Source organism: Vibrio mangrovi (assembly GCF_024346955.1).
Taxonomy (GTDB): Bacteria; Pseudomonadota; Gammaproteobacteria; order Enterobacterales; family Vibrionaceae; genus Vibrio; species Vibrio mangrovi.
In genome coordinates, this window is the sequence record NZ_AP024884.1 from 89,989 (window position 1) to 115,740 (window position 25,752).

20 protein-coding genes are annotated in these 25,752 nt (G+C 47.1%); 9 read left to right on the forward strand and 11 right to left on the reverse strand.

Annotation, left to right across the window (positions count from 1 at the left end):
• The first annotated feature begins 2 nt into the window (after nt 1-2).
• The 4 genes from vasI (at nt 3) to OCU74_RS16695 (ending at nt 6,432) form a co-directional block, all read left to right on the forward strand.
• Nucleotides 3-683 carry a type VI secretion system-associated protein VasI gene (gene vasI / locus OCU74_RS16680; protein WP_234993604.1) on the forward strand — a complete coding sequence of 227 codons (681 nt, stop codon included), beginning with the start codon at nt 3-5 and terminating at the stop codon, nt 681-683.
• Between the two features lie 8 nt (nt 684-691).
• Entirely contained in the window at nt 692-2,095 is a 1,404-nt protein-coding gene (gene tssA, locus OCU74_RS16685; RefSeq protein ID WP_087481711.1) for a type VI secretion system protein TssA, read from the forward strand.
• 61 nt (nt 2,096-2,156) lie between these two features.
• On the forward strand, nt 2,157-5,660 hold the full coding sequence (gene tssM / locus OCU74_RS16690) for a type VI secretion system membrane subunit TssM (protein ID WP_200807755.1): 3,504 nt from the start codon (nt 2,157-2,159) through the stop codon (nt 5,658-5,660).
• A gap of 61 nt (nt 5,661-5,721) precedes the next feature.
• Entirely contained in the window at nt 5,722-6,432 is a 711-nt protein-coding gene (locus OCU74_RS16695) for a type VI secretion system ImpA family N-terminal domain-containing protein (RefSeq protein WP_087481709.1), read from the forward strand.
• A 121-nt stretch (nt 6,433-6,553) separates the two neighbouring features.
• Here OCU74_RS16695 and OCU74_RS16700 read toward each other — a convergent pair whose 3' ends face one another.
• The gene (locus OCU74_RS16700; protein ID WP_087481708.1) at nt 6,554-7,030 is read right to left on the reverse strand and encodes a GNAT family N-acetyltransferase; all 477 of its coding nucleotides are present in this window, start codon (nt 7,028-7,030) and stop codon (nt 6,554-6,556) included.
• A gap of 207 nt (nt 7,031-7,237) precedes the next feature.
• Here OCU74_RS16700 and OCU74_RS16705 point away from each other — a divergent pair, with 207 nt between their 5' ends.
• Complete coding sequence (locus tag OCU74_RS16705) at nt 7,238-8,005, forward strand: alpha/beta fold hydrolase (RefSeq protein WP_234993603.1); 768 nt, start codon at nt 7,238-7,240, stop codon at nt 8,003-8,005.
• A gap of 104 nt (nt 8,006-8,109) precedes the next feature.
• Here the strand turns inward: OCU74_RS16705 and OCU74_RS16710 are convergent, their stop codons facing one another.
• The gene (locus OCU74_RS16710) at nt 8,110-10,470 is read right to left on the reverse strand and encodes a Lon protease family protein (protein WP_087481707.1); all 2,361 of its coding nucleotides are present in this window, start codon (nt 10,468-10,470) and stop codon (nt 8,110-8,112) included.
• Between the two features lie 324 nt (nt 10,471-10,794).
• Here OCU74_RS16710 and OCU74_RS16715 point away from each other — a divergent pair, with 324 nt between their 5' ends.
• A complete protein-coding gene (locus OCU74_RS16715; RefSeq protein WP_087481706.1) occupies nt 10,795-12,129 on the forward strand; it encodes an MATE family efflux transporter in 1,335 nt (444 codons plus the stop codon).
• A 61-nt stretch (nt 12,130-12,190) separates the two neighbouring features.
• Here the strand turns inward: OCU74_RS16715 and aroG are convergent, their stop codons facing one another.
• Nucleotides 12,191-13,246 (reverse strand): 3-deoxy-7-phosphoheptulonate synthase AroG, encoded by a 1,056-nt coding sequence (gene aroG / locus OCU74_RS16720; protein WP_087481705.1) that lies wholly within the window; start codon nt 13,244-13,246, stop codon nt 12,191-12,193.
• Nucleotides 13,247-13,582: 336 nt separating this feature from the next.
• On the opposite strand from aroG, the gene OCU74_RS16725 reads away from it, so the two are divergent.
• Nucleotides 13,583-15,301, forward strand: coding sequence for a phospho-sugar mutase (locus OCU74_RS16725; protein ID WP_087481704.1), 1,719 nt, complete (start codon nt 13,583-13,585; stop codon nt 15,299-15,301).
• 80 nt (nt 15,302-15,381) lie between these two features.
• Here the strand turns inward: OCU74_RS16725 and OCU74_RS16730 are convergent, their stop codons facing one another.
• Both OCU74_RS16730 and OCU74_RS16735 read right to left on the reverse strand, forming a co-directional pair.
• A complete protein-coding gene (locus OCU74_RS16730) occupies nt 15,382-17,061 on the reverse strand; it encodes a phosphoethanolamine transferase (RefSeq protein WP_087481703.1) in 1,680 nt (559 codons plus the stop codon).
• On the reverse strand, nt 17,058-17,414 hold the full coding sequence (locus OCU74_RS16735) for a diacylglycerol kinase (protein WP_087481702.1): 357 nt from the start codon (nt 17,412-17,414) through the stop codon (nt 17,058-17,060). Before OCU74_RS16735 ends, OCU74_RS16730 begins: the two co-directional genes overlap by 4 nt.
• Nucleotides 17,415-17,559: 145 nt before the next feature.
• On the opposite strand from OCU74_RS16735, the gene mak reads away from it, so the two are divergent.
• Nucleotides 17,560-18,477 (forward strand): fructokinase, encoded by a 918-nt coding sequence (mak, locus tag OCU74_RS16740; protein WP_087481701.1) that lies wholly within the window; start codon nt 17,560-17,562, stop codon nt 18,475-18,477.
• Here the strand turns inward: mak and OCU74_RS16745 are convergent.
• The 3 genes from OCU74_RS16745 to OCU74_RS16755 are packed head-to-tail and all read right to left on the reverse strand — an operon-like array spanning nt 18,468 to nt 22,313.
• Complete coding sequence (locus OCU74_RS16745) at nt 18,468-20,597, reverse strand: putative bifunctional diguanylate cyclase/phosphodiesterase (RefSeq protein ID WP_087481700.1); 2,130 nt, start codon at nt 20,595-20,597, stop codon at nt 18,468-18,470. The two genes, mak and OCU74_RS16745, sit on opposite strands and share 10 nt — an antisense overlap.
• A 37-nt stretch (nt 20,598-20,634) precedes the next feature.
• Nucleotides 20,635-21,087, reverse strand: a complete 453-nt coding sequence (locus tag OCU74_RS16750; protein WP_143693246.1) for a hypothetical protein — start codon at nt 21,085-21,087, stop codon at nt 20,635-20,637.
• Nucleotides 21,087-22,313, reverse strand: coding sequence for a hypothetical protein (locus OCU74_RS16755; protein WP_087481698.1), 1,227 nt, complete (start codon nt 22,311-22,313; stop codon nt 21,087-21,089). Before OCU74_RS16755 ends, OCU74_RS16750 begins: the two co-directional genes overlap by 1 nt.
• Before the next feature lie 182 nt (nt 22,314-22,495).
• On the opposite strand from OCU74_RS16755, the gene OCU74_RS16760 reads away from it, so the two are divergent.
• Nucleotides 22,496-23,101: a DNA-3-methyladenine glycosylase I gene (locus OCU74_RS16760; RefSeq protein WP_087481697.1), complete on the forward strand. Its 606-nt coding sequence runs from the start codon at nt 22,496-22,498 to the stop codon at nt 23,099-23,101.
• Between the two features lie 495 nt (nt 23,102-23,596).
• On the opposite strand, the gene OCU74_RS16765 is transcribed toward OCU74_RS16760, so the two are convergent.
• The 3 genes from OCU74_RS16765 to OCU74_RS16775 are packed head-to-tail and all read right to left on the reverse strand — an operon-like array spanning nt 23,597 to nt 25,746.
• Nucleotides 23,597-24,574: a 5-oxoprolinase subunit C family protein gene (locus tag OCU74_RS16765; protein ID WP_087481696.1), complete on the reverse strand. Its 978-nt coding sequence runs from the start codon at nt 24,572-24,574 to the stop codon at nt 23,597-23,599.
• On the reverse strand, nt 24,564-25,445 hold the full coding sequence (locus OCU74_RS16770) for a 5-oxoprolinase subunit B family protein (RefSeq protein WP_087481695.1): 882 nt from the start codon (nt 25,443-25,445) through the stop codon (nt 24,564-24,566). The genes OCU74_RS16765 and OCU74_RS16770 overlap by 11 nt, the downstream gene beginning before the upstream one ends.
• Nucleotides 25,446-25,494: 49 nt before the next feature.
• On the reverse strand, nt 25,495-25,746 hold the full coding sequence (locus OCU74_RS16775; RefSeq protein WP_087481694.1) for an acetyl-CoA carboxylase: 252 nt from the start codon (nt 25,744-25,746) through the stop codon (nt 25,495-25,497).
• Nucleotides 25,747-25,752: the final 6 nt, after the last annotated feature.

Genomic DNA, 25,752 nt, shown 5'->3' on the forward strand with positions numbered 1-25,752 from the left:
GGATGTCTTGCTCTGTCGTGAGCCTGATGACACTGTTGTTATCCCCTCTTCATGCGGCTTTTGCCGCAACAGAACCCGAAATGCCGAAGCCGGAAGCGTTATCGCAGCCGGAGCAGTTGGTCCAGCAGGCAAACCAGTGCCGGGAAGTTTCGGAGCGTCTGGAAAGACTACGCTGTTTTGACCGGGTTTTTGCAACACCGTTGCATCTGAATCCAAGAAAAGAGCAGCAGGTCGGGGCATCGGAGTCATGGCTTCACGCCATGGATTCACTGGCGAAAGTAGGTGAAGGTGAAACGATGCATCTGACCGAGCAAGGTGATGATGCATGGTTGATTCTGATTGCATCAAATTCGGCATCACGATTTGCCGATGACCAAAAGCCATTGCTGATGATGAGCTGTATTCACCGTATCAGCCGGGTTGAACTGGCTCTGCCGAGTGAGATTCCTGATGCGAGGGTGAAAGTTAGCATTCAGCGGGCAACACAGTACTGGAGAAGTGATGACGCTGGGTTATTACTTTCATCAGGCCGGGGAATGCCGGCCATTAGTCTGATGAAAATTATGGCCGGGCAGGAAAAAACAGTGCTGCGTTCTAATTCAAAGGTTGTCGATGGTTTAGCTTTCGACACAAATGCTTTGAGTCAGGCGTTGCAACCGTTAAGAAAACGTTGTGATTGGTAGCTTAAACTATGGAACTATCTGAATATCGCCCGTGTATTACCACACCGATTGAGGGAGAAAATCCGGTCGGTGAACGTTTGATTGACGAACCGTTGTTTGATTTTGTTGAAGATCAGATGATGAAAGTCGGCTCTCTTTCTCATGCCAGTGTGCAATGGGATGAGGTCGAACATAGCGTTCTGAAACTACTGAAAGAAAAATCAAAAGATATCAAGCTATTGGTTTATCTATTGCAGTGTTTGCATCATCAGGCGACACCAGCCCGGTTTAATCTGTCTCTGTTTCTCTGGGCAGATTTTGTCTCACTTTTCTGGGAAGAAAGTTATCCGGCTCCGGGGCCGAGAGGAAAATTACCGCGACGTAAATTCTTTGGACAAGTCGTTCAGCGTTTTGGAATTGCTGCAGATAAGCAGGATTTCAACCGCTTTTCCGGCGAGTTGATGAGTGATCTGGAAAATGCACTGGATGCCCTGAATAAAGCAGTAGAAGCCAAGGAACTGACGACCGAAGATTTTACTTCGCTGCTGAATACCTTACGTTCCAAAATGCGGCTGGCGGAAGAGCGTCAGCGGGCTGAGCAACAGGCGCAGAAACCCAAAGCACAGCAACATCAGGAAAGCACGACAACCACGAGTACGCTTTCAGTTGACAGCTCCAGTGAGAAAGCGGCCAGACAGACGTTGCTGAAAGTTTCCGAGTTTCTGGCCGAACAGGAACAGGGTATTGCGTTAGCCATTCGTCTGCGTCGTCATGCGGTCTGGTCGGGGATTGTGTCTGAACCTGATCATAACTCAGACGGGGAAACCATGCTTCGTCCGATGCAGCAGGATCGGGTCAAAGATTATCAGGATCTGATGCGTAGTCCGGATTTATCGTTATGGCGCAAAATTGAACAAAGCCTGACGATGGCTCCTTACTGGTTTGAAGGGCAGATGATGAGCTACCAGATTGCACAGGCACTGGATAAAAAAGAGTGGTGCAGGGGAATCCGGGAAGAAGCAACCTATTTTCTTGAGCGTTTGCCCAAGTTAAGAGAGCTGAAATTTAAAGGCGGACAGCCGTTTGTTTCAGAAGAAGTGGATGCATGGCTGGGAGAGCAGGAACAGGGGACGACATCTACAGCTGTTGTCGGAAGCTGGCAGGAGAAACGTAAGGAAGCATTTACTTTGGCGAAAGAGGCCGGAATTGCTGTCGCTCTCTCCATGATTAATGGCGGCCTTGAAAAGGCGGTCGAACCCCGGGATAAATTTTACTGGCGGATGATGTCTGCTGATTTGCTCAACGAGCACGGTTTCGCGGCGATGGCCGGGGAACAGTATCAGACATTGTACCGTCAGGCGGGTTCAGCAAGTGTTTCTGAGTGGGAACCCTCACTCATGCAACGATTAGAAAAATATTCAACGTCAGAGTAAGCGAAGGATATCGTCCATGTTGAAAAAGATTTTCGGGCTGCTAAAAAAATTAATACCGAGCATGGTAGCACTGGTGCCGGTACTGCTGTTAGTCAGCTTTATTTTAATAAATATTGCAATTTGGTGGGCAGGTCCATGGCTCACTATTTATGACACAAAACCACTGGCGAGTGTCACTTCCCGGGTTTTTGCCAGCCTCTTGGTTTTCTTACTGGCTGCCGCCGTGTGGGGGTTCTGGCAGTGGAGAAAATTACAAAGCTATCAGGCAGAACAGCAGAAAGAAGAAGTCTTTCGCCAGGATCCGGTCAAACTGATGGAAGAGCGTCAGGAAGTTGAGCTGAATCAGGTGATTACCAACATGCGTAAGAGCCTGAAGAATAAGCGGGACTTCTTGTATTCTTCTCCCTGGTATCTGGTTCTGGGTCTGGAAAATGCGGGTAAGACCAGCCTGATCAACCGTTCCGGACAGAACTTTACTTTGTCTTCCGTGATGCGGGCATCCGGCCAGCGGAGTGAAAATCCATATTCATTTGACTGGTGGATTGGCGACAAAGCGGTTGTGATTGATCCGGATGGTGAACTGCTGACTCAGGGTAACCGTGATGAAGACAATGACGGAGAAATGGAACGTCGTTTGTGGAAGCACTTTGTTGAGTGGCTGGAGCGGACTCGTAGCCGCCGTCCTCTGAACGGTATTGTGCTGGCTCTGGATGTTTCCCATCTGGCAACCTCCAAAGCATCTGAGCGGAAAGCATACGCCAGTATTCTGCGGGCCCGGCTCCGGGAACTGATGGAAACAATGTCGATCCAGTTACCGGTCTACATCGCTCTGACTAAACTGGATCTGCTGTATGGTTTCGAACCGTTTTTCAGACATTACTCCAAAGCAGAACGGGAAGAAGCGTTAGGTTTTACCTTCCAGCTGAATCCGAATGATGATCAGGATGCCTGGTTAAAAGAATTTGAAGACGATTATCTTCAGTTTATGACCACCATTAATGACATGTTACCGAAAGCCGTTTCCGTCCCTATGGAAGCGGAAGAACGGAATGGTGTCTATAGTTTCAGCCGTCAGATCTCCGGACTGAAAGATATTCTGACCCAGTTCTTCCGCGAAACGCTGGGGAATGATCAGTACTCTCTTTCCGCCGTGGTCCGGGGGGCTTATTTTACGTCCGTTTACCAGCAAGGCGTACCAACTAATGCCTTTGATGATGCAGCATCTCGTCGCTACGGACTGGAACATGCGGTCAACCGGGCACAAATTGCGAAAAACTCGACGGTCTATTTCACTTCGCAGTTATTTAGCAACATTATTTATGCCGAGTCGGGACTGGCTTCGGATAACCGTAGGGTTGCCAAACGAAAACGGCGTCTGATGTTGCTTTCAGGAGCAACCTGTACGATCGCTTCATTACTGCTGTTCGGAGCCTGGCAACGTTATTATGCGGTAAACGTTGAACATGCGGATGCCGTACTGACCAAAGTAAACGAGTTTAAGAATGAGCTGCCGAAAAATATCTATCAGGCATCTCAGCGTGACATGCTCGATTCTCTGAACAAAATCCGTCAGGCAACTCTGGAGTTCGGTTTCTTCCGGAACAAGTCGAAGTATCTTTCCGATATGGGACTTTATCAGGGTCATACTATCGGTCCAATGGTTGAGAAGACCTATCTGAACCTGCTGGAAACCCGTTTTCTGCCGATTCTGCTTTCGGACGTTATCGTGAAAATGAATGATGCGAAAACCGAAGTTGAAAAGCTGGATGCGTTGCGGGTTTACCGCATGATGACAGATAAAGAAGGACGTTATAAGGACATCGTTCTTGATTACTTCGGTAAATACTGGCAGAAAGAGTTTCCGGCCCGGCGTGCCGTTCAGGAAGAGTTGATGGGACACCTGGACTATGCCATGGACCATACCGACTTAACCACGGCCCGGAAAAACGGCGATCAGAATGCTGAACAGATTATGGGTGCATACGATCAGACGATTGCCAAAGTTCAGACTGAGCTGAATGCGATGCCGAACAAGCAGCGTGTTTATCGCAACCTGAAACTGAATGCTCCGACTGTTCTTGGTCCGTCACTGAACCTGCGTAATCTGGTTGGTCCGGTGTTTGATCTGGTATTTGATGAGCGGGTGATGAACGGCGATGGTTTATATATTCCGCAGATGCTGACCAAAAGAGGATTTGAGGACTATTTCATTCCACAGGTCGAATCGGTTTCTAAACTGGCGCTGATTGACGGATGGGTTCTGGGACAGAATCGCTCGGCTGAGTTCAGTGAAGCGGATAAACAGGATCTGCGGGATAAAATCCGGGGACTTTATGTTGCCGATTATACCAAGACCTGGCGGGCTGCACTGGCAGAAGTCGACATTAAATATTTCAACGATATCAATGATGCTGTCACCGTACTGGATAATATCACCAGTAGCGTTGAGCCGATTCAGCGTCTGTTGAGAACTCTGGAAGCTAACACGAAAATGATTGCCGGTATTCCGGATGATTCTTCAGCACAGAGTGAACTGCTGAAATCGCCGAAGTATCGTGTGGCTGCGATGATCGATACGCCATTTGCTGATCTGAACGGAATGCTGACTGCGGTCGGAGACAAACCCGCTTACATCAGTGAAGTACTGGCTTCAATCGATGAACTGAAGTTATATCTGAAAGGTATTCAGGCTTCTCCTGATATGGGGATGGCGGCGCTGAATGCAACCAAAGCCCGGATGAAGCTGGTGAATGGTGATCCGATTTATACGCTGAGACGGGTTGCATCCGGACTACCTGCACCACTGGACAGAATTCTGACCAAACTGGCGGATGAAAGCTGGTATGTGATCAAGCAGGAAGCGGTTAAATATCTCGAAGTACGCTGGCATGATGACGTTTATCGTGTCTTCCGGGAAAAACTGGCGGATCGCTATCCGTTCAATCCGGAGTCAAGCAAAGATGCTTCACTGACTGACTTTGAAGAATTCTTCGCGCCAAACGGTATTCTGGATAGTTTCTATCAGAATCAGTTGAAGATCTTCATTGATGAGAAAGTTGGCTTGTCTGATGCAGACAGTGGTCAGAGCGTTGTGAAAGCGGAAGTTCTGGAGCAGATTGAACGAGCCCGGCATATTCAGGATGCTTTCTTCAACCGTAAAGGTGTTCTGGATGTCAGCTTCTCAATTGAACCACTACGCCTGACAGGAAACAAACGACGCAGTGTGCTGAATGTTGACGGACAGTTCCTGTCATACAGCCATGGCTCAAGAGAGAATGTTGAACTGATTTGGCCGAACACGCTACGGGATTCTGCGATTTCTAAAATTACGCTGATTCCGACCAAGTCGAACCTGTCACCGCGGAGTATCATTATTCAGGGACCATGGGCATTCTTCCGCCTGTTAGATTCCGGTGATGTGTTAGCGGCAAGTACAACGTCGGTAGACTATAAGTTTACGGTTGATGGTGGCGACATGGTTTATCGGATTAACTCCGAAGCTGATGTGAATCCATTTACCCAGCGTTTGTTTAAATCGTTTAAACTCTCAGGTAACTTATATTAATCTTCAAAAATCACGGAGCGCCTTCGGGCGCTCCCATCATTGATTAGGGCAATTTAATTCGATGTCCCCACGATTATTTATTGAGAACACACCATTTATCCTGACTGCCGAGCAGGACGATTTACACAATCATTCGCTGTATCAGGCCGTCAAGAAAGAGATCTACCGGGAGCGTTCTCCCTTTGCCGGTGGAACGGATTGGGAACTGGTTAAACAGAACTGTGAACAGCTGGCGCAGGCAACCGGACTCGATCTGGCAATGTGCGTGTATTACAGCATTGCCAGTCTGAAGCTGGATGGATTACGGGGTTACACCAACGGGCTGGAACTGATGTATGGCTGTCTGGTAAGCCTGAAAGAGGAAATCAAAGAGAGCGATAAGTATATTGAGCGTTTGTTCCATTGGGCGAACGCTCAAGCGCTTATTGAACTGCAAAACCTGCGGGCAAGCTATGAGATGTTACGTGAGCTCTATCGGTGCGAGCAGTTCTGTGACCGCATCAGCTACCTGCTTCAATCTGAAAGGCCGGGTATTAAAGCTGATTTCGAATCGATCGGTTATATCATTTTTGAACAGATTGATCGGCTGGAAACCTGCTATCAGGTGGCTCTGAAACGCCGGGAGTTTACGGAAAATGGTCGTCCGGCCGCGGTGGTTCAGGTCACTCAACCGGGAACCAGCTGGTGGAAGTTGATGGTGATGTTTCTGCTGGGCGGTGGTATTGCCGGCGGTGCAGTATACTGGTGGTTGTTGCAGACGCTCGGGAACTAAACTGTTACTTTGTCTATGATGAAAAGCTCCTGATTGCAGGAGCTTTTTTCGTTTTACAGTGTAAATATTTTAGTTTTGAGCTATCCCTGAAGCTACAGTTAAATGCTTCTTAAATTCATCATTATTCGTGAGTATCTATAGCTTTGAACATGATGAGTGACTGATTCTCAAAGCCCAATTTGTCATAAAATCTCTGGGCCGTTTCATTAAAGGACATCACCTCAAGTCTCATTTGTTCAGCACCCTGGGTTTTAGCCCAGTCCGTGCATACAGACATTAGTTCAGAACCAATACCTGAAGCACGACAATTCTCGTCAACGACAATCGTACCAATACGGCAGATTGGGCAGGTGACCAGAAATGGGACCGTCTCATTTTTAGTGATGATCGCTGTGATGAAACCGACAACTTTATCTTCGATTTCAGCTAATAAAAATAACCGGGTTTCATCCCGTAGTGCCTCAAGCAAAAAGTTTCTATCAGCATCAGAAGGTTCAACAAAAGCTTGAGGTACATTTTCAAAATGGAGCTTTCCGATTTGATAATTCAGGGTTAACAATCCATCCACATCTGTTGCTTCTGCTTTTCTTATGATCATATTTTCCCTTTCTGACTTTAGTTAGTGTCTTATTTAATTGGATATTGCACCATTCATACAATGATCAATTCATTTCAATTCCTGTCAGAAGATACTGACATCTGGCATTTAAAGCCGGTACAGTCTTTATACATAATCATCTGGTATCGATGCAACTACACGATATAATCGAGAGCTTTTAGATCGATCAGTAGGTGCTGTCTGAGCATGATGAAAACTCATTATATTGAAAAGTATCAAGCTGTTTTAAGATATCACGATATTGCAGGTGATAAACTCCCGATTGTCTTTATTCATGGCCTGGGATGCTCATCATCAAGTGATTATCCTGCGGTTGCTGCCAGTTCGTTATTGAGCGGGCACCGTTGTATTCTGGTGGACTTATTTGGTGCCGGTTTTAGTGATGCTCCGGAAACGTTCAGTTATTCCGTTCGTGACCATGCTCAGGTTCTGATGGAACTTATCGATGCGATGCAGCTTCCCCGGCTTGTGATTTTTGGTCATAGTGCCGGAGGTGCGATAGCAATAGAACTGGCATCTCTATGTCAGGAGCGGGTTGCATCGATTGTTCTGGCCGAACCTAATCTGGATCCGGGTGGTGGTTTCTTCAGCCAGACGATTGCCTGTCAGTCTCTTTCTGATTTCTGTGAGAAAGGCTATCAGCGCAAGATTCAGGAGGCGACTTTAACGGGGAATCATATATGGGCCGGAACGATGCAGGTTGCGGCTCCTGTTGCTGTTCACCAGTTGTCTCAATCACTGGTTACCGGCTCTGTACCATCGTGGCGGGAGTTGTTGATTCAGTTTCTGATGCCGAAACTTGTACTGTTTGGTGAATATTCATTACCGGATGAAGATTTGCAAAGACTGCCTCAGGCCGGTGTCCATGTTGCGGTGATTCCGCAAGCCGGACATTCGATGATGTGGGAGAATCCACTGACAGTGGCACAAGAGATTGCTGATTTTATCGGCTAATCCAGAAAGGGCAGATAGTGATTTTTCCTAGGGTATTGACCTGAGGCGCAGGTCTGAGTTACCAGAATGAAAACCCTGCGCGCGCCAGACAGATTACATTGTTCTTATTTCCTCATCGCATTCAGCTTCGCCTGAGCAATACCGAATATAGAGTTGATTGGGTAGCTGCCGTCATCAGTAGCGATGCCGGCTGGTTTACCGGTGAAGATTTCAATTGCCTCAGTGACATGATCAATTGCCCAGATGTGGAACTCCTCTTTTTCAATTGCTTTGACGATGTCATTACGCAGCATCAGGTTATGTACGTTTGAGCGGGGAATGATAACGCCTTGTCCCGGATGACGGCCTTTGATGGTACAGACATCAAAAAAGCCTTCGATCTTCTCATTCAGGCCGCCGATCGGCTGGGCTTCGCCGAACTGGTTCATTGAGCCTGTGATAGCAATATCCTGACGGTTGGCCTGATGTGAGAATGCAGAGACGATCGCACAGAATTCAGCCATACTGGCACTGTCACCATCTACACCGCCATAGCTCTGCTCGAACGTAATGGTGGTTGTCAGAGGAACTTTGGCATTCTTACCCAAAACGGAATGCAGATAGGCGGTGAGAATCATCACACCTTTGGAATGGATACTTCCACCAAGATCGACACTGCGTTCAATATCGATAATATCGCCTTCACCGTAACAGGTGGTGGCTGTGATCCGATTCGGTACGCCAAACATATGATCGGTTGTGCTCAGAACGGACAACGCATTGATCTGACCGACCGCCGTACCATCAGTCTGCATCAGAGTGGTGCCATTGATGAAACTTTCCATCACATTGTGCTGGATTCGGTTGACCCGCAGTTCCTGATTATGCAGTGCTGCATCAACATGGCCCTGACGAATCATGTTGGAATTGGCCTGCTTGGCGACGTAGTTTGACTCGCGTAGCAGATTGGCAATATGAGCTGAATGTAACGAAAGTTTATTCTGATCACCGGCAATCCTGGAGCTGTGTTCGATAATTCTGCCGATGGCTTTGCGATCACAGTGAAGCAGGTTGTTGTCGTGAACAAAACTGGAAATAAACCGGGCATATTGCAGTTCGGAGTCTGCGGTTCTGGGCATCTCATCTTCAAAATCAGCCGTGACTCTGAATAGCTCGCTGAACTCCGGATCATAGTGAGTCAGCAGTTGATAGGTGCGATAGTCTCCGAACAGGATGATTTTGACATTCAGCGGAATCGGTTCCGGATCCAGTGAGATTGCGCCACTTAAGGTGACTTCTCTTTCCAGTGACGTCATGCTGATCTGGCGTGAGCGTAAGGCGCGTTTCAGACCGTCCCATACGTAAGGGCGTTCCAGAACTTTAATCGCGTCCATCAGCAACACACCGCCGTTGGCCCGGTGCAGGCTTCCGGAGCGAATCAGCGAGAAATCGGTAAATACGGTGCCTTTGTAGGTTGCTGTCTCAATGTAACCGAACAGAGAGTGATAGTTGGGGTTTTCTTCCACCACGATAGGAAAGTGGTCTTCCGGGTGGCTGACCAGTACATTGACCTTGTAGCGGCGCGGAAGTTTTTTGTCCAGCGCTGCGGTGGCCAGTTCTCCCTGTTCACTGCTTTCTTCCAGAAAAATATCAACATTGTCGATGATATCTTTGCGTAGTTCATCCAGATAATTTTTGATTTCCGGATAGCTGGAGTAATCTTTTTTGAGCTGTTTGATAAAATGATTCAGAACTTCGCTGGTCACTTCATCATTGAGTTTCTTGATTTTTTCGTTGTAACTTTCTTCCCATTCTGAGAGTTGCCGGACCATATTGCGTAGTTTTACTTCCAGCTCGTCGATGGCTTCTCCGAAATAGGCCTGTTCTTCTTTTGTTAATGCTTCAAAGGTTGTTTCAGTATGCATTTCATCGCCATTCATGGCGATGAACTGATATTCTCCCTGAGAAGTAATTGTCAGACTGACACCTTTGGCTTTGGCATCTTTAGTGATCTGCTCCAACTCGGTCTGCTGCTTGGCGGCCAACTGATTTTTGAGCTGTTCCGCCCGGCTGATATATAGCTCGTTATCAAATGCCAGAGGAACGGCACCTACCAGTTTTTCGACCAGTTTTTCAATATCCTGCCGCAGGCTGCTGCCGACGCCTCGGGGAAGTTTCAGAACTTTTGGGGTCCGGCTTTCTGAAAAATTTGCAACGTAACACCAGTCAAATAACGCATCCGGTTCGTGCTGATGGCGGTTCAGATAGCGCAGAACCATAGTCCGTTTGCCCAGTCCGTTTCTGCCGATGGCGTAAATATTGTATCCTTTCTCTTTGATCGACATGGCGAATTCAACGGCTTTCTGTGCCCGTTCCTGCCCGACGATCTCATCAATCGGCGCTAAATCTTTTGTGGATTTGCTGGAAAGCTTTTCCAGCCTGGCTACATGATAGAGTTGTTGTGTCTGTAGTCGTTCGATTGCCATGATTCCCTCACGCCTTTTCCTTTGCTGTATTCAGTGTAGATGTAATTGTTTGCATTTTTAGTGACTTAGCGCTGATTCGTACCTGACTGCGCAAATAAACATCAGTTTAAGGTTAAATGTACGGGATAATTAAATAATTATCATTTGGTAAAGATTACTTTGCTAATACCAACAGAGTCAGTAGACTACCCTTCCTTTTTATATGACTGAGCAGATGTCTGAGCCATATCGGGTAACCTGGTGAGCCTTGTAGTAATAGCATTCAGGATTATCCGGACAGATAATGTTTAAGTTTTATCTGACTGTTAAAGAGCCTTTATTTTTATGCAGCAAACAGTAAATGTCCCGCAGCCGCTGGGCCGTCAGCTTCTGAAAATGACCTGGCCGATGGTATTCGGCGTGCTTTCACTGATGGGATTTCAGTTGGTCGACAGTATTTTTATTGCTCAACTGGGCGTTCTGCCTCTGGCAGCTCAGGGATTCACGCTACCGATGCAGATGGTTATTATCGGGCTACAGGTCGGGCTGGGTATTGCGACTACGTCGGTAATTGCCCGTGTGCTGGGAATGGGAAAGCAGCAAGACGCTAAACAGCTGGGCGGCCTGATTCTGAGTATCGGAAGTGTCAGTGTAGCATTGCTGACGGTGCTGATTTATCTGATTCGCCATCCGATTCTGAATCTGCTGGGAGCGACACCGGAAGTTTTTCCGATCATCGATCAATACTGGATTGTCTGGCTGATCAGTGCCTGGACCGGTGCAACACTTTACTTTCTGTATAGTATCTGCCGTGCTAACGGGAATACGATGCTGCCCGGCACAATGATGATGGTAACCAGTCTGGTGAACCTGATTCTGGACCCGATTTTTATCTTCTCATTTGATTTAGGGATACAAGGTGCGGCACTGGCAACTATTTGTGCATTCGGCTTCGGGATTGCTGTGGTTGCGGTGAAAGTGATTTCCCGCCACTGGATGTCCTTCCAGTGGGAAGGTCTGGATATCCGGGCCAGTGTACAGTCGATTTTGCAGGTGATGGGACCAGCCACGGTCAGTCAGTTACTGCCGCCGCTTTCCTCGATGATGGCTACACATATTCTGGCTTCATTCGGTAATGAGCCGGTTGCTGCATGGGCCGTAGGTTCCCGGTTTGAGTTTTTCTCACTGGTTGCAGTGCTGGCTCTGACAATGGCGATGCCGCCGATGGTTGCCAGAATGCTGGGCGAGAAAAAGATTGTCGAGATCCGCTATCTGGTTGGTATTGCGGTAAGATTCGTACTGATTTTTCAGACGGTGCTGGCAGTTCTCGCCTTTTTCTTAGCCGGTTATATTGTGGTCTGGATGGCTGAGGCACCGATGATTCAGCAATTACTGCGATGGCATCTGATCTTTGTTCCGATTAGCCTTGGTCCTCTGGGGATCTGCATGTTAATGGTCTCGATCCAGAATGCGCTGGCGAAATCATATACCGCATTGGTTATTTCCGCTTTGCGATTATTCGTTTTTTTCCTCCCCTGTCTGTGGGTTGGGGCTCAGGTTGCCGAATTGCGGGGAATCTATTTGGGGGCGATGACCGGTAACATACTTGCGGGTCTGTGTGCCTGGATAATCTACCGGAAAACCATACGGCAGATTGAGCAACAGCTTGTCGCCAATTAAGAATGAAAAGAAAAACCCCGCTGTTTCTGGCGGGGTTTTCAATTGAGTCAGCAAGCCAGATTTATTTTGCTTTGCGGCGTGCTTCTACTGCGGCAGATAACTGACGCAGAACTTTTTCTGTGTCATCCCAGCCAATACAGGCGTCGGTAATTGACTGGCCGTAAGTTGTTGCCTGACCATCAACCAGATCCTGGCGGCCTTCTACCAGATGAGATTCAATCATCACACCAAAAATCTGCTCTTCACCGGCAGCAAGCTGGGCTGCAACGTCTTCGGCAACAACCATCTGACGCTGATACTGTTTGCTGCTGTTTGCGTGGCTGAAATCAACCATGACTTTTTGTGGCAGATCGGTCTCAGCCAGTTTATCTTTCACATCCTGCACATGTTTGGCATCGTAGTTTGGCTCTTTTCCGCCACGCAGAATGATGTGGCAGTCCGGGTTTCCGGCGGTTTCAACAATTGCAGAATGACCGTACTTGGTGACGGACAGGAAGTGGTGAGATGCCCGGGCTGAACGAATCGCATCGGCAGCAATCTTGATATTGCCATCGGTGCCGTTTTTGAACCCAACCGGGCATGACAGACCGGATGCCAGCTCACGGTGTACCTGAGATTCGGTTGTTCTCGCACCGATTGCGCCCCAACTGATCAGATCGGCAACATATTGTGGTGTGATCATATCCAGAAACTCACTGGCAGTCGGCATACCCAGATTGGTCAGATCCAGCAGCAGCTTACGTCCGATTCGCAAACCATCATTGATTTTATAGGTATCGTTCATGTACGGGTCGTTGATCAGACCTTTCCAGCCAACAGTTGTCCGAGGCTTTTCAAAGTAAACGCGCATGACGATTTCCAGATTGCCACTCAACTCGTCACGCATGGTTTTCAGGCGCTTACCATATTCGATTGCCGCTTCCGGATCATGAATAGAGCAAGGACCGATAATCACCAGTAAACGGTCGTCTTTATCATTCAGAATATTATGGATGGCTTTGCGGGCATTAAATGTTGTTGAAGAAGCAACGTCAGTTGCCGGGTATTTTTCAAGAATCGCAACCGGCGGGAGTAGTTCTTTAATTCGTTTTATTTTTACATCATCAGTCTGAAACATTCTGTTCTTCTTCCTCTCTCAATACGATACACCTGATAGGGCAGCAGAGCTGCTCAGGTGATTTAACTCACGTAAGGTATCGGGTTCAATATGATGTTGCAATCATTTTTTTTATAAAAATGCAATATTAAAGCAATCTTTACACCAAAAGGCATTTGTAAAGAATAATGTACAGAATTCTCTGAAGCATTCTCCTGAAAAGGCTCAACTGTTCACTACTTCGCATTTTGCTTGAAATGAAGTTAAGAATTTCTATCATTTATCGATTGCGTACTCACAAATAGTAAGTGATCTATCATACACTGTGGATAAGAAAAAAGTGGAAAGGTATCTCCAATGAATGAACAATTATCCCGTTGGCTGGAAAGAGATCCGGATGGGACAACCAAAGATGAATTGCAAGCTCTGATCGATGCCGGTAATCAGGAAGAACTGCAAGACAGGTTTAAGTGCCGTCTGGCTTTTGGTACGGCAGGGCTGCGTGGAAAAGTCGGATGCGGACCAAACCGGATGAATCGTCTGGTTATTCAGGAAACGGCGACCGGGTTAGGACGCTATTTGATTCAGCAGGTTAAGCAGGCCCGTGAACGGGGTGTGATTATTGGCTATGACGGACGTCTGGATTCGAGAGATTTTGCTTTTGATACGGCAGCAGTGCTGACTGCGCTGGGCATTAAAGTCTATTTAACCGATCAGGTCGCGCCAACTCCGGTTGTTGCTTATGGTATTCGTCAACTGAATACGGCTGCCGGTGTGGTGGTTACTGCGAGTCATAATCCGCCGGAATATAATGGATTTAAGGTTTACTGGGAAAATGGTGCACAAATTATTCCGCCTCATGATCAGGGGATTGCGCAGGCAATAGAGCAGGCGGCACAGGAGCCGCTCCGGACAATATCTCTGACCGAAGCCGAGGAAGAGCAGCGTTTGCAATGGCTGAGTGATGATTACTATGCGGCTTACCGTCAGGCCGTTCATCAGCATCCGTTGTTACGGTCGGATGAGAGTGGTACTGATATCACCATTGCCTATACAGCAATGCATGGTGTGGGCGCACCTTACGCTGAGGCGTTGCTACGTGAGGCCGGATTCTCGCATGTTCACAGTGTTGCTGAGCAGCGGGAACCCGACGGTCGTTTCCCGACGGTCCAGTTCCCGAACCCTGAAGAGCCGGGTGCAATGGATCGGGTGATTGCTCTGGCTGAACAGACTAGTGCCGATTTGGCCTGTGCCAATGACCCGGATGCGGATCGTTTTGCTGTCGCAGCCCGTAATGCGGCGGGTGAATTTCATATGCTGACCGGTGACCAAGTCGGGACTTTGCTGGGTGATTATCTGTTAAATGGTTTCTCTCACGGAGAGAACACCGGACAGGCACTGGTCGGTAATACGATCGTTTCTTCCAGCCTGCTGGAAAAGATAGCGCAGCATTACGGCGCAGCTTATTTCAAAACACTGACTGGGTTTAAATGGTTAACCAATGTCGCAATGCAGCAGCAACGCGAAGACAGACCATTCTTATTTGCTTATGAGGAAGCGCTGGGTTACACCATCGGAACTCAGGTCTGGGATAAAGACGGACTGTCAACATTACTTGCTTTTGTCCAGATGAGTACGGCGCTGAAGCGTAATGGAAAAACAGTCTGGGATCAGCTGGAATCGATTTATCGTCAGCATGGTCTTTATGTGACAGCCCAGAAAAGTATTGCGCTGGCACCTGATACACCGCCAGTCGGTGATGCATTGAGAGCGGAACCACCTCAGGTGATTGCCGGTCGTCAGGTGGTTGTAACGGAAGATTATAAGACATCACAACGTATGCTGGCTGATGGACGTATAGAATCGATCGATTTACCGGTGAGTGATGTACTGATTTATCAGTTGGAAGGTAATGCCAGAGTCATCGTCCGTCCGTCCGGAACGGAGCCTAAACTGAAGTGCTATTACGAACTGGCAACTGAAATTGTGCAGGGAGAAGCATTTTCGACGGCACAGCAGCGGGCTGATGAACAGTTGAGTATGCTGATTGCCGAACATCAGATTCATTTACAATAAACGATACTTGTCATTGTAAATTCGTAAATAAAAAGAGCAGCATCATCGCTGCTCTTTTTAATGGCTGTGGATATATCGATTTATTTTACTGATGCCTGTGCAATGGCTAGTGCCGGGTTGGACTGGCGGCATTTGGCAAACACATCCTGATTCGGGCGATAGGCGCTGGTTGTCACATCCATTGCTCCCAACAGCGTATCAAAGAGATAGTCATGAGATATCTGAGCTTGTTGAGCTTCAGTTTTCAGACAAGACTCATCGACGGACTTCGCCTGTCTGAATCCCGGAGACATCCATAGCAAGAGTGGAACATGTGTCTGATATTTCGGGGCGAGACTGTAAGGCAAGCCATGCAGATAGACACCATCTTCTCCTAATGATTCACCGTGGTCGGACATATAGATCAATGCAGTATTGTATTTGTCTTCCAGAGATTTCAGCTGATCTATTGCCTGACCGACCACGTAATCGGTGTAATGGATCGTATTGTCATAGGAGTTGACTAACTGTTCATGAGTACAGTTTTCAATATCAGCTCTCGGACAGTCCGGCTGGAATACAGCCATATCTTTCGGATAGCGTTGATAATAAGTCGGCCCATGGCTTCCCATCAGGTGCAGTACGATCATCCGGTTACCTTTCATTGATGCGACTTTTCCCTGAAAATCTTCCAGCAACTTCATGTCCAGACAACTGGTTCCGTTACACAGAGAATTGGTATCGCTGCGGGAAAGAATTTCTTCCCGGAGACGAGCTGGTACATGTTTGTCTGCACCATCGTTTTCCCGCCAGAGTATATCGACACCGGCACGATTCAGGATATCCAGTACGTTGTCCTGATTGATCGCAACTCTTTCATCATAGTCTGATTTATTCAGCCGCGAGAACATACAAGGGACAGACACCGCTGTTGCAGTTCCGCACGAAGAAACATTCTGAAAAGCAATTACATCGGACTGACTGGTATACGGGTTGGTTTCTCTTGGATAACCATTGAGCTGATAGTTCTGACTTCTGGCTGTTTCACCCAGAACGAATACAAACAGTGTCGGTTTACCGTTAGTCGCTTCAGAAACCGGCTGATATGCATCCTGACCAATTTGTTTGTAGTTGATCGGCGCTGTCAGATAGTTTTCTTTCACGAAGCGGTTGATACTGTGTACATAATAAGTCGGAATAATCAGTTTACGCAGGTAGCTGTTGTTTCTGCCGACAGAGGCATAATCCTGATAATAGAACATGGCAATCACAATGATTCCCAACAGGGAAAGTACGATAGTCAGGAGTTTTTTACCGATAAAGCGGATTGGTTTAGGCTCCGGACGAATTGGAGACAGCCACAGAGAAATAGTTGGAATAATCCCTAAAATAACGATCCACAGTACGGAGTTCATACTCAGATATGAAGTCGCTTCGCCAGTGTTTGTCTCGACGATATTCCGGATCATGTCGATGTCAAAAATCACACCGTAGTTATAACTCGCATAACAGACGATGCTTGAGACAATGATAAGTACAGAAAAGAATACTTTGGTGATCTTCGGCCAGGTAAACAGTGAAAAGATAACGTTGAAGGCACAGAAGAAAAAGATCGGGATAGAAATAACGAAACCGGTATCGACTGCCTCAAGTTTACTGAAAATCGTTTTCAGTGCCGAGTAGATCGGCAGATTGAGAAATAGAGCAAAGTAGGCCGAAAGAATCAGCGTGATGACCGTATATGAAAACGGGTAGAAACTCATAGTACGATTTATTTTCATATTAAAACCCACGCCCAGATAAATGTTGTAAGAAGGATGGTGATAAACACAGCCGCAGAGCCGATATCTTTGGCTCTTCCGCTTAATTCATGGAAGTCATCGCTAATCCGGTCGACGACTGCTTCAACGGCAGAATTGAATAACTCGGCAATCAGAACCAACACCAGACATGCAATCATGAGCATTTGTTCGTATGGTGTAACATTGAGCCAGAAGGTCAGAAAAATGAGTGGAACTGAGACTACAACCTCCTGACGAAAGGCGGCCTCATGGATCCAGGCAGAACGAAGGCCTTTCATGGAGTAGACCGTGGCAAAACAGACGCGCTTTAGCCCTTGGTGACTTGCTTTCATTACATCCTCATATGAATCAGGTCGTAAAAAATCTGACATGCAGGTGAAACATATAGATATCGTAGGTAGCATTACTTAAGATTTACTTAAGATTTACTTAAGATTTACTCAATAACTTAAAATTGATGACATCAGAGGAGAAATCATGCGTATCGGAGTTGATTTAGGTGGGACGAAAATTGAAGCGATAGCATTGGCAGACAACGGTGATACTTTATTTCGGCAACGGGTGCCGACACCTCGTGGTTCATACTCTCAGACACTACAGGCTATTGTTGATCTGGTGCATACCGTAGAAGCAGAAACAGGGATGACCGGAACATTCGGGATGGGGATTCCAGGCACGATTTCTCCATACACCGGCCGGGTGAAGAACGCCAATTCTGTCTGGTTGAACGATCAGCTTTTGCATCAGGATCTGGTCGGATTGTTACACCGGGAAGTCCGGATTGCTAATGATGCGAACTGCATGGCGGTTTCAGAAGCTGTTGATGGTGCCGGAGCCGGTCAGCATATTGTGCTGGCTCTGATTTTAGGGACCGGTTGTGGCTCTGGAATCACGATTGACGGCAAACCACATATCGGCGGAAACGGTATTGGTGGTGAATGGGGACACAATGCGCTGCCTTGGCCTGATGAAGCGGAACGCCGGTTTGCAGTCCGGAAAGCATGTTACTGTGGACGGCACGGTTGTATCGAGCAGTATGTATCGGGAACGGGCTTGTGTGAAGACTATCAGAGTCGGAGCGGAGTAGCTTTAACTGGGGATCAGATCGATGCGCTGGCGGCGCAGGGAGATGAACTGGCACAGCAGGTTTTGAGCGACTACGAGCGTCGTTTAGCGAAATCTCTGGCTGCGTATATGAATATTCTCGACCCGGATGTGGTTGTTCTGGCAGGTGGTGTGAGCAACATCCAGCGTCTTTATCAAAATGTGCCGCGACTGTTACCGGATTTTATTTTCGGCCGGGAATGCCAGACACCGATACGACAGGCTGTGCATGGTGATTCCAGTGGTGTACGCGGAGCTGCATGGTTATGGCCGCTGGAGCGTCAGGCGTGATCGGGCAGACGGACCTGATCGAACAGACGGTGATACTGTTGAACGGATGAGCGAATTGCCTGAGCCAGATCAGCCAGTGGTACCGGCTGAGAGAAATAGTATCCTTGCAGGCTATCGCAGCCTCGTTCGATCAGATAACGGGCGTGCTCTTCCGTTTCAACTCCCTCACAGCAACTGTGTAACCCTAATTGTTTGGTCAGATCCAGAATAGCATTGAGTACTGAGGCGTCTTTGTCGCTGTTGAATGAGTTCACCACAAACTGGCGGTCAATTTTTAATGTATCAATATCAATCCGGTTCAGATAGCTTAAAGACGAATAGCCGGTCCCGAAGTCATCCAGTGCAATTGAACTGCCAAGGGCTTTGATCCGGGAAAAAAACTGATTGGCGACATCAAATTTTTCCAGATAGCTGGACTCAGTAATTTCAAACTGAAGCCGGGTAATATCCTGGTGATGCTCTTCCAAAGCACTCTGAAGCACATTTTCCAGTTGAGGTGTCATCAGGTCTTTGGATGAAATATTGACCGAGACTACCACCGGATAGGAACAGATTGCCTGGATCTGTTCTAAATCCTGGATTGCCCGACAGAGCATCCAGGATGTTATCTCTCCGATTTTTCCACCGTTTTCAGCAATGGGAATAAATTCTGAAGGAGGAATGAACCCCAGTTCCGGATTGTTCCAGCGAATTAAGGCTTCAAAGCCAATAACACCACCCTGCCGGGATACTTTGGGCTGATAAACCAGAAAGAACTCGTTATTTTCCAGTGCCATCGGTATCAGGTTCATAATCTGTAACGTTCGCCGTTTGAGGCTCAGCATTTTGGGTTTGAACAGGCGATATGAGCCTTTACCTGCTGCTTTTGAGTAAGACATGGCAATGTCGGCATTGGAAATCAGTGTATCAATGTCGAAGCCGGAAGCTTTCGCCATCGCAATACCGATACTGACACTGGTATGGATTTCCCATTGTTCAATCGCTATCGGTGCTTTCAACTGCTCAAGAATGGTTTGGGCGATTTGTTTGGCAATGTCTGGGTCCGGCAGGTCGGGAAGAACCACCAGAAAATCATCTCCTCCGAGTCGGGCCAGAATGTCATCTCTTCGCAGGCAACCTGAGATAATACGGCTCAGATGATGTAGAAGCTGATCTCCGGTTGCGTGACCCATGAGATCGTTAATGTCCTTAAAACTGTCGATATTGAAGAAGAAAATTGCCATGTCGGTATGGCGTTTTTGGGCGCTGCTTAGCTGTTGTTCCAATGTTTCCATCACATACCTTCGGTTGGGCAGGCCTGTCAGGTGATCATAATTGGCAAGGCGGAACATTGAGGCTTGTTGCTGACGGAGCTTTTTATTCTGTTCCTGATTCAGCTGATTCTCCTGATTGATCGTTTCCAGCATCGAGTTGATATCCTGGCTCAGGTGCAAGACCTCATTCACGCCCTCCGGGGAATGCTGTAGCGTATAGTCTCTGGTGTGTTTGACCTGTCGGGTAAACGCTGAGAGGCGGATCAACGGTGTGAGAATTCTTCTGAACATATACCAGGAGATAATTGAAGAAATTAACAGAATCAGCAGAACCAAAGGGATGGCTGTAATGAGCAGATCGTGACGGCTGTCGGCGATTGGCTGTTTGAAATCATGGATGACTTCAAGATATCCGACCGGAAATTCCGGATTACCTATTGGCTCCATACAGACCAGAAAATCATTGATGTGTGTGACGGGAAATGGTTTTTTATGTGCAATCAGCGACTGATAGCGGGGATCATGAACAATACGAGTCGGTCTGGCTGATGGCTTGATATAGCGTTCGATAAGGTTCCAGTTTGCATCGTATACATAGGCATACAGGATATGATCATATCTTTCGAATGTGAGCAGTTTGTTTTTCAGGACAAAATTGTCCGGATCTTCAGAAAAGGTAAAAAGCAGATCGTCAGCGACATTAGTTGTCAAAGCTTCAAGATTGTTTTCGACGGATTTAATATAGATGGCTTCATGTTCTTTCAGGGACACCATGAATACCGATAGTGCACACAGCGCTATCGATAACGTACTGATGAGGAGAAATTTTCCCCGGATACCCAGCTTTTCATGAATCCCTGATGACATGAAGCAGATCCTGTACTTGGTTGTGTTTCGCCAATGGCTATTTTTTATAGACTACAATGACATTGGGTGGTATCTCCAGCCCTGCCGGTAAATAGCCAATAGCATTACTGACGGTTGTTACATAGTGCAACACTTCCTGTGTTGAAGCCAGCTCCGGTGGAGGCTGACTGCGTCCCGTAAATAACAGCTGCGCCCAGTACGACTGAATCCGGTTCTCCGTTAAGCCAATAACTTTTGTGTTGAACTGGATCCGGGTCGGCGAACCAACTTTTAAAGCAACGGCGTGATATTTACGGCTGAGTGTACCACCCATATAGATTTGTCTGATCTCATTATGCGTCAATTCTGTCAGCTGTGATGCTGCATTTGCGACGACTAGTATTTCCGGATGCGGCTTGGCACTGACGAACAGACATAATATCAGCGAGCTTATTCCTACCCAGAAACGTAGTATACGACAGAAGTGATTCGGTTGAGCATCTCTTCTCATCAGAATACCCATTCCAGACTGATTTTATAGAGATTTGCATTCCTGTTGAAGCCATCCTGAATCGAGCTGAAAAAGGCGTTTTCTCCGGGTTTGCCATCTAAAAGGGTGACTTCCGCTTTGAATGCGATTTTAGGGCGAATATCCCAACGGGTGCCGAAGGTCCATGAGATTAAATTGTCCTGACTTCTGGATTTCAGTGCTGCGACTGCATCATACAATGCACCGGCTGATACCGGAACTTCATTCGGATAAGATTGATATTTGACCCGGCTTTGAGCAAATGTCGCATAAAACGTCAGCGGATTCATGTTATAGCCAGCAGAAACATAATAGTTTTGAATATTTGCAATCAGATACGTTTGCTGAGGATTAATCATGACCCACTCCGTCCGGAGAAAATAATCCAGTGTTTCGTAGCTGACCGCTGCTTCTTCAACATTGATCCAGTGAGTCTGGTTCAGGGTTCTCGCTGTTTGCGTATAACCGGCGGTTTCCAGAGAAGTTTGTAACTGGGTTAGTTCTTGTTTGTCCAGCTGAACTTTTCCCCGGTGGTGGGAAAGACGTAAGGTCAGGTTATTTATGTCAACACGGGCAATGAGTCCACCAAAGATTCTGACATCGTATTCAGTGGAACCGTAGTTGGTTTCATGAGTACCAGAATACTGCCCTATATAGGTTTCGAGAGAAGAATCGAAAGTGTCTGTAGAGTGTCCCCAGGAAAGGTCGACACCATTATAAGTCGGGAATAGCCAACTGTTGTAGACCTGCTGAGGTGCAGAAATCCAGGGATAGGCATAACCGACATCCAGAACATCGCTCAAAACGAAGAAGGGAGTCTGTAGTCGCCCGCCCTTCAGTAGAAGATTATCGCCCGGCTGCCAGGACAGATAAGCCCAGTTAATCAGTTCATCGTCTGCTGAGCGCTGCGTACGCAAAACGCCCTGAATCGTGGCACTGAAAGTAGAACTGAGATCGTATGAAGTTTGCAGACCGAGTAATGTTTCGGGTTTCAGAGATAACCGATCGGCGTATCCCATGTATTTTGCCTGAGATGTGTCCAGATAGCCTGCGGTGATCCGGCCAAACCCTGAAAAAGAGAGTGCTTCGTCAGTGTTAGCATGCCCGGTGAGGGGAAGCAAACTCAGAATTGAGGCAAACAGGCCGGTAACACGGGATACTCCCTGATATCTTCTACGGCATTTTATATCAAAAAAAGACAACATCATCTTGAGCCTACTGCTGCACTCATATTTAAGTCTGTTAATGGATTGTAACTTGCATATTGTTTAAAAGTCTATTTTATGTACTTGAATATATTTACGCTTGTTTTACATAATACATAGACTTCAATGAATTCGAATAGCATTAGTTATCGGATAGTATGAGTCAGTTGATATAGGGAATGGATATGAATAAAGAATATATTGGCCCGGATGGTCAAAAAAGATGTCAATGGTGTGGAGCAACCCCCGATTTCCTTGATTATCACGATCAGGAGTGGGGATTTCCGGTTAATGACGATCGGACTTTGTTTGAAAAAATATGTCTGGAGAGTTTTCAGTCCGGACTCAGTTGGCGGACGATTCTGGCAAAACGGGAAAATTTCCGCCGGGCCTTTGTGAATTTTGATTTTAATCAGGTCGCACAATTTACTGAAAACGATGTGGCGCGTCTGCTACAGGACGCAGGCATTATCCGGCACCGGGGAAAGATAGAAGCGGTGATCAATAATGCAAAACGGGCGCAGGAGCTGGTGGCTCAGGAAGGCTCTCTAGCAGCTTTTTTCTGGCGCTATGAACCGGATCCTGCTTCATTACCGGAACCTCAGTCAGTGTCTACATCACCGGAATCTGTTGCTTTGTCGAAACAGTTGAAAAAAATGGGCTGGAAATTTGTCGGTCCAACGACAGTGTATGCATTTTTACAGGCGATGGGATTGGTCAACGATCACGAGAAGGGCTGTGTGATTCGGGAAAAGGTGGCACAGGTTAAAGCGGGCTTTCAACGTCCTTAATCGAATAGAAGAATCTCCAGGGAAGATAAAGGTAGTTGCCCAGCAATCGGTGACTTATTCGGATATTGCCCTTTTGATAGATGTGAGTGTAATGAATCTCACAAATGAGACGGGTGTGATTTCCTCTCAGGAACTAATCCATTCGTTTTGACAACAGATACATTGGGTCTTATAAAATGAATTAATCATTTTAGATGAATCTATACTATTACACTTATAATAAAACCATGTTCATCTATGCTCATAGCTGCTGTTAATGCTGTGGTGGTTTTATCGAACATCGAATGGAGAAAGCAGGATGGTTATCGAAGTTGGATTAGTGATGTTATGCACCGGAGTCGTGTTAACACTTTATTTTCGTATAAACAGATAAGCCGTATTAACAGATGAGCCGTATTAACCGGTAAGGTTTACGAGACACAAAAACACAACGTCAGAATAAAAAGACCATTGCCTGTGATGCCACATGCATGGTCTTTATTCGTTTTATTCATATCACAGCATCAGGTGCTCGTGTAGCATTTGTAAACGCAGATTGGTTTCTTCCCTGATTTTGAGTGCTGTTTCGACAGTGACCGCTTCAAACTGAGCTTTGTAGTTGGGCTGCATTTGGCCGATCAGATCAAGATCAGGGCTGATGACCGTCCCAATTGTTGCGTAACCGCCACCGGATACTGCATCGCGGAGCAAGACGATCGGTTCTTTACCTGCCGGTACCTGAATTGAGCCGATTGGATAGCAGGCATCCACAATATTTGAGGGATCTGAACCAGCCCCGAATGGCTGGACTCTTGGTTTAAAGTCGAGTGAATGCCCACCTTTAAAGCGATAACCGATACGATCCGCTTCACTGCCGACTAACCATTCATCCTGATAAAAACGTGCGAGGCTTCCCTGTGTGAGCCGGTGGGCGTAAAGTCCCTGAACGACCCGAATGGTTGCTTCTTTATGTATCGGGCGCAGAAACCGTTTCGGGATAGTGCGACCTTTGCTGACGTTAACGGTGGGGGAACCGATCGTCAGCAGGTCGTCTTTCTGTATTGTTCGTCCTTTCATTCCACCGAGGCTGCCCAGTACATATGTTGAACGGCTGCCTAACGTTGGTTTCAGATTAAAGCCACCGGCTACGGCCAGATAAATCCGGGAGCCTTTTAAGGGATAGCCAAAGCTGAGTTTTTGCCCGGCTTGCACTTTTAATGTCGTATTCATCGGCATCACTTCACCGTCTAGCATTGGCGGCATTTCTGCACCACAAACGGCGATCAGCATCGGGCTGAGAAATTCAAGTTCCGGCCCCAGAAGCGTACATTCCAGAACGGCTTCACCGGCAACATTGCCAACCAGCAGATTAGCCGCCTTCATCGAGTATTGATCTAATGCGCCTGATGGTGGAATACCCAGATGATAATACCCTTCGCGCCCACAATCCTGCACGGTTGTGCTGAGACCGGGTTTAATGACTTTAATTGACATAAAGGGCCTCCATAATACGAGCTTTGTAGCTTTCCGGATCTGCCAGATATTCCTGTAAATCAAACCTGAATGACCGGGTGTGAAGCACATATTCTCCGGCTGCTACTGCCTGAGTGATTTGTCCGTATTCAGTCCGGTCAATCGGGCGGAACTTCACAATGTCGCCTGCGCGGAAGAAAACAATCGAATCTTTCAGGTGAGGCATCGATTGCTGGGGATCATAAATTGGTACGGGAGTTGTCCCGAACATTTGATATCCACCGGCACCTTTAACTGAATAAATACAGCCGAAGCAGCCCCCGTGACCGACCGTTTGTTTCGGGGTATCGGTTCTGGGAGTCAGATATTTGGGGACTTCGATTTGCTGTTCCTGTTCGACCATCTGGAACATGAAAGGAAGGCCGGCAACAAATCCAACCATCGAGACAAACCAGGGGGAGTGGCTATGTGCAAGAATGAAGTCTTCAATGTTGCCGTACCCGTTTAAACTGGCGGCATATTCTAAATCGGTCTGTTCTGGGGACTGATGCCGATCCCGAAAACGCATCAGGGTTTCATGTGTCCATGGATCATTGTAATAAACCGGTATTTCAATAATACGAGTGTCGAGATAGTGTGCCGTTCCACGTTGGTTTTCAAGCGATTTTACTTTGTGTAACAACGTTTGTGGGGAAATGCGATCCGGATTAAAGCGAATCTGAAATGAAGCGTTGGCGAGACAAACATCCAGGACTCCCGGTAACTTCATCGCTTTGAGCGCATTCGTCATCTCCAGCCCCCGGAAAAATGCAGGCAGTGACATGGATTCGGAGACTTCGGCAAACAAGTGTTCATCACCCCCGAAAGAGTAGCGGATTGATTGTTCAGGCATGTCCTGTTCCCTCTCGTCGGTTGATGTGATCGGAGCATCGCATATCGATCTACTCCGGGGTTTCGATGCAGGCAATCACCTGACCTGGCTCAATAAAATCTTCATTCTGGATATAAAACGATGTCAGCTTACCATCGATATCGGCTGTCACTTCTGAAAACTGCTTCATCACTTCAATTAATCCGATAATCTCTCCGGTGTGGACTTCACTTCCTTCAACAACAAATTCCGGTGCATCAGGAGCCGGACGCCGGTAGAAAATACCGGGAAGCGGAGAAACGACATCATGTTTTCTGGTCATTAAGTT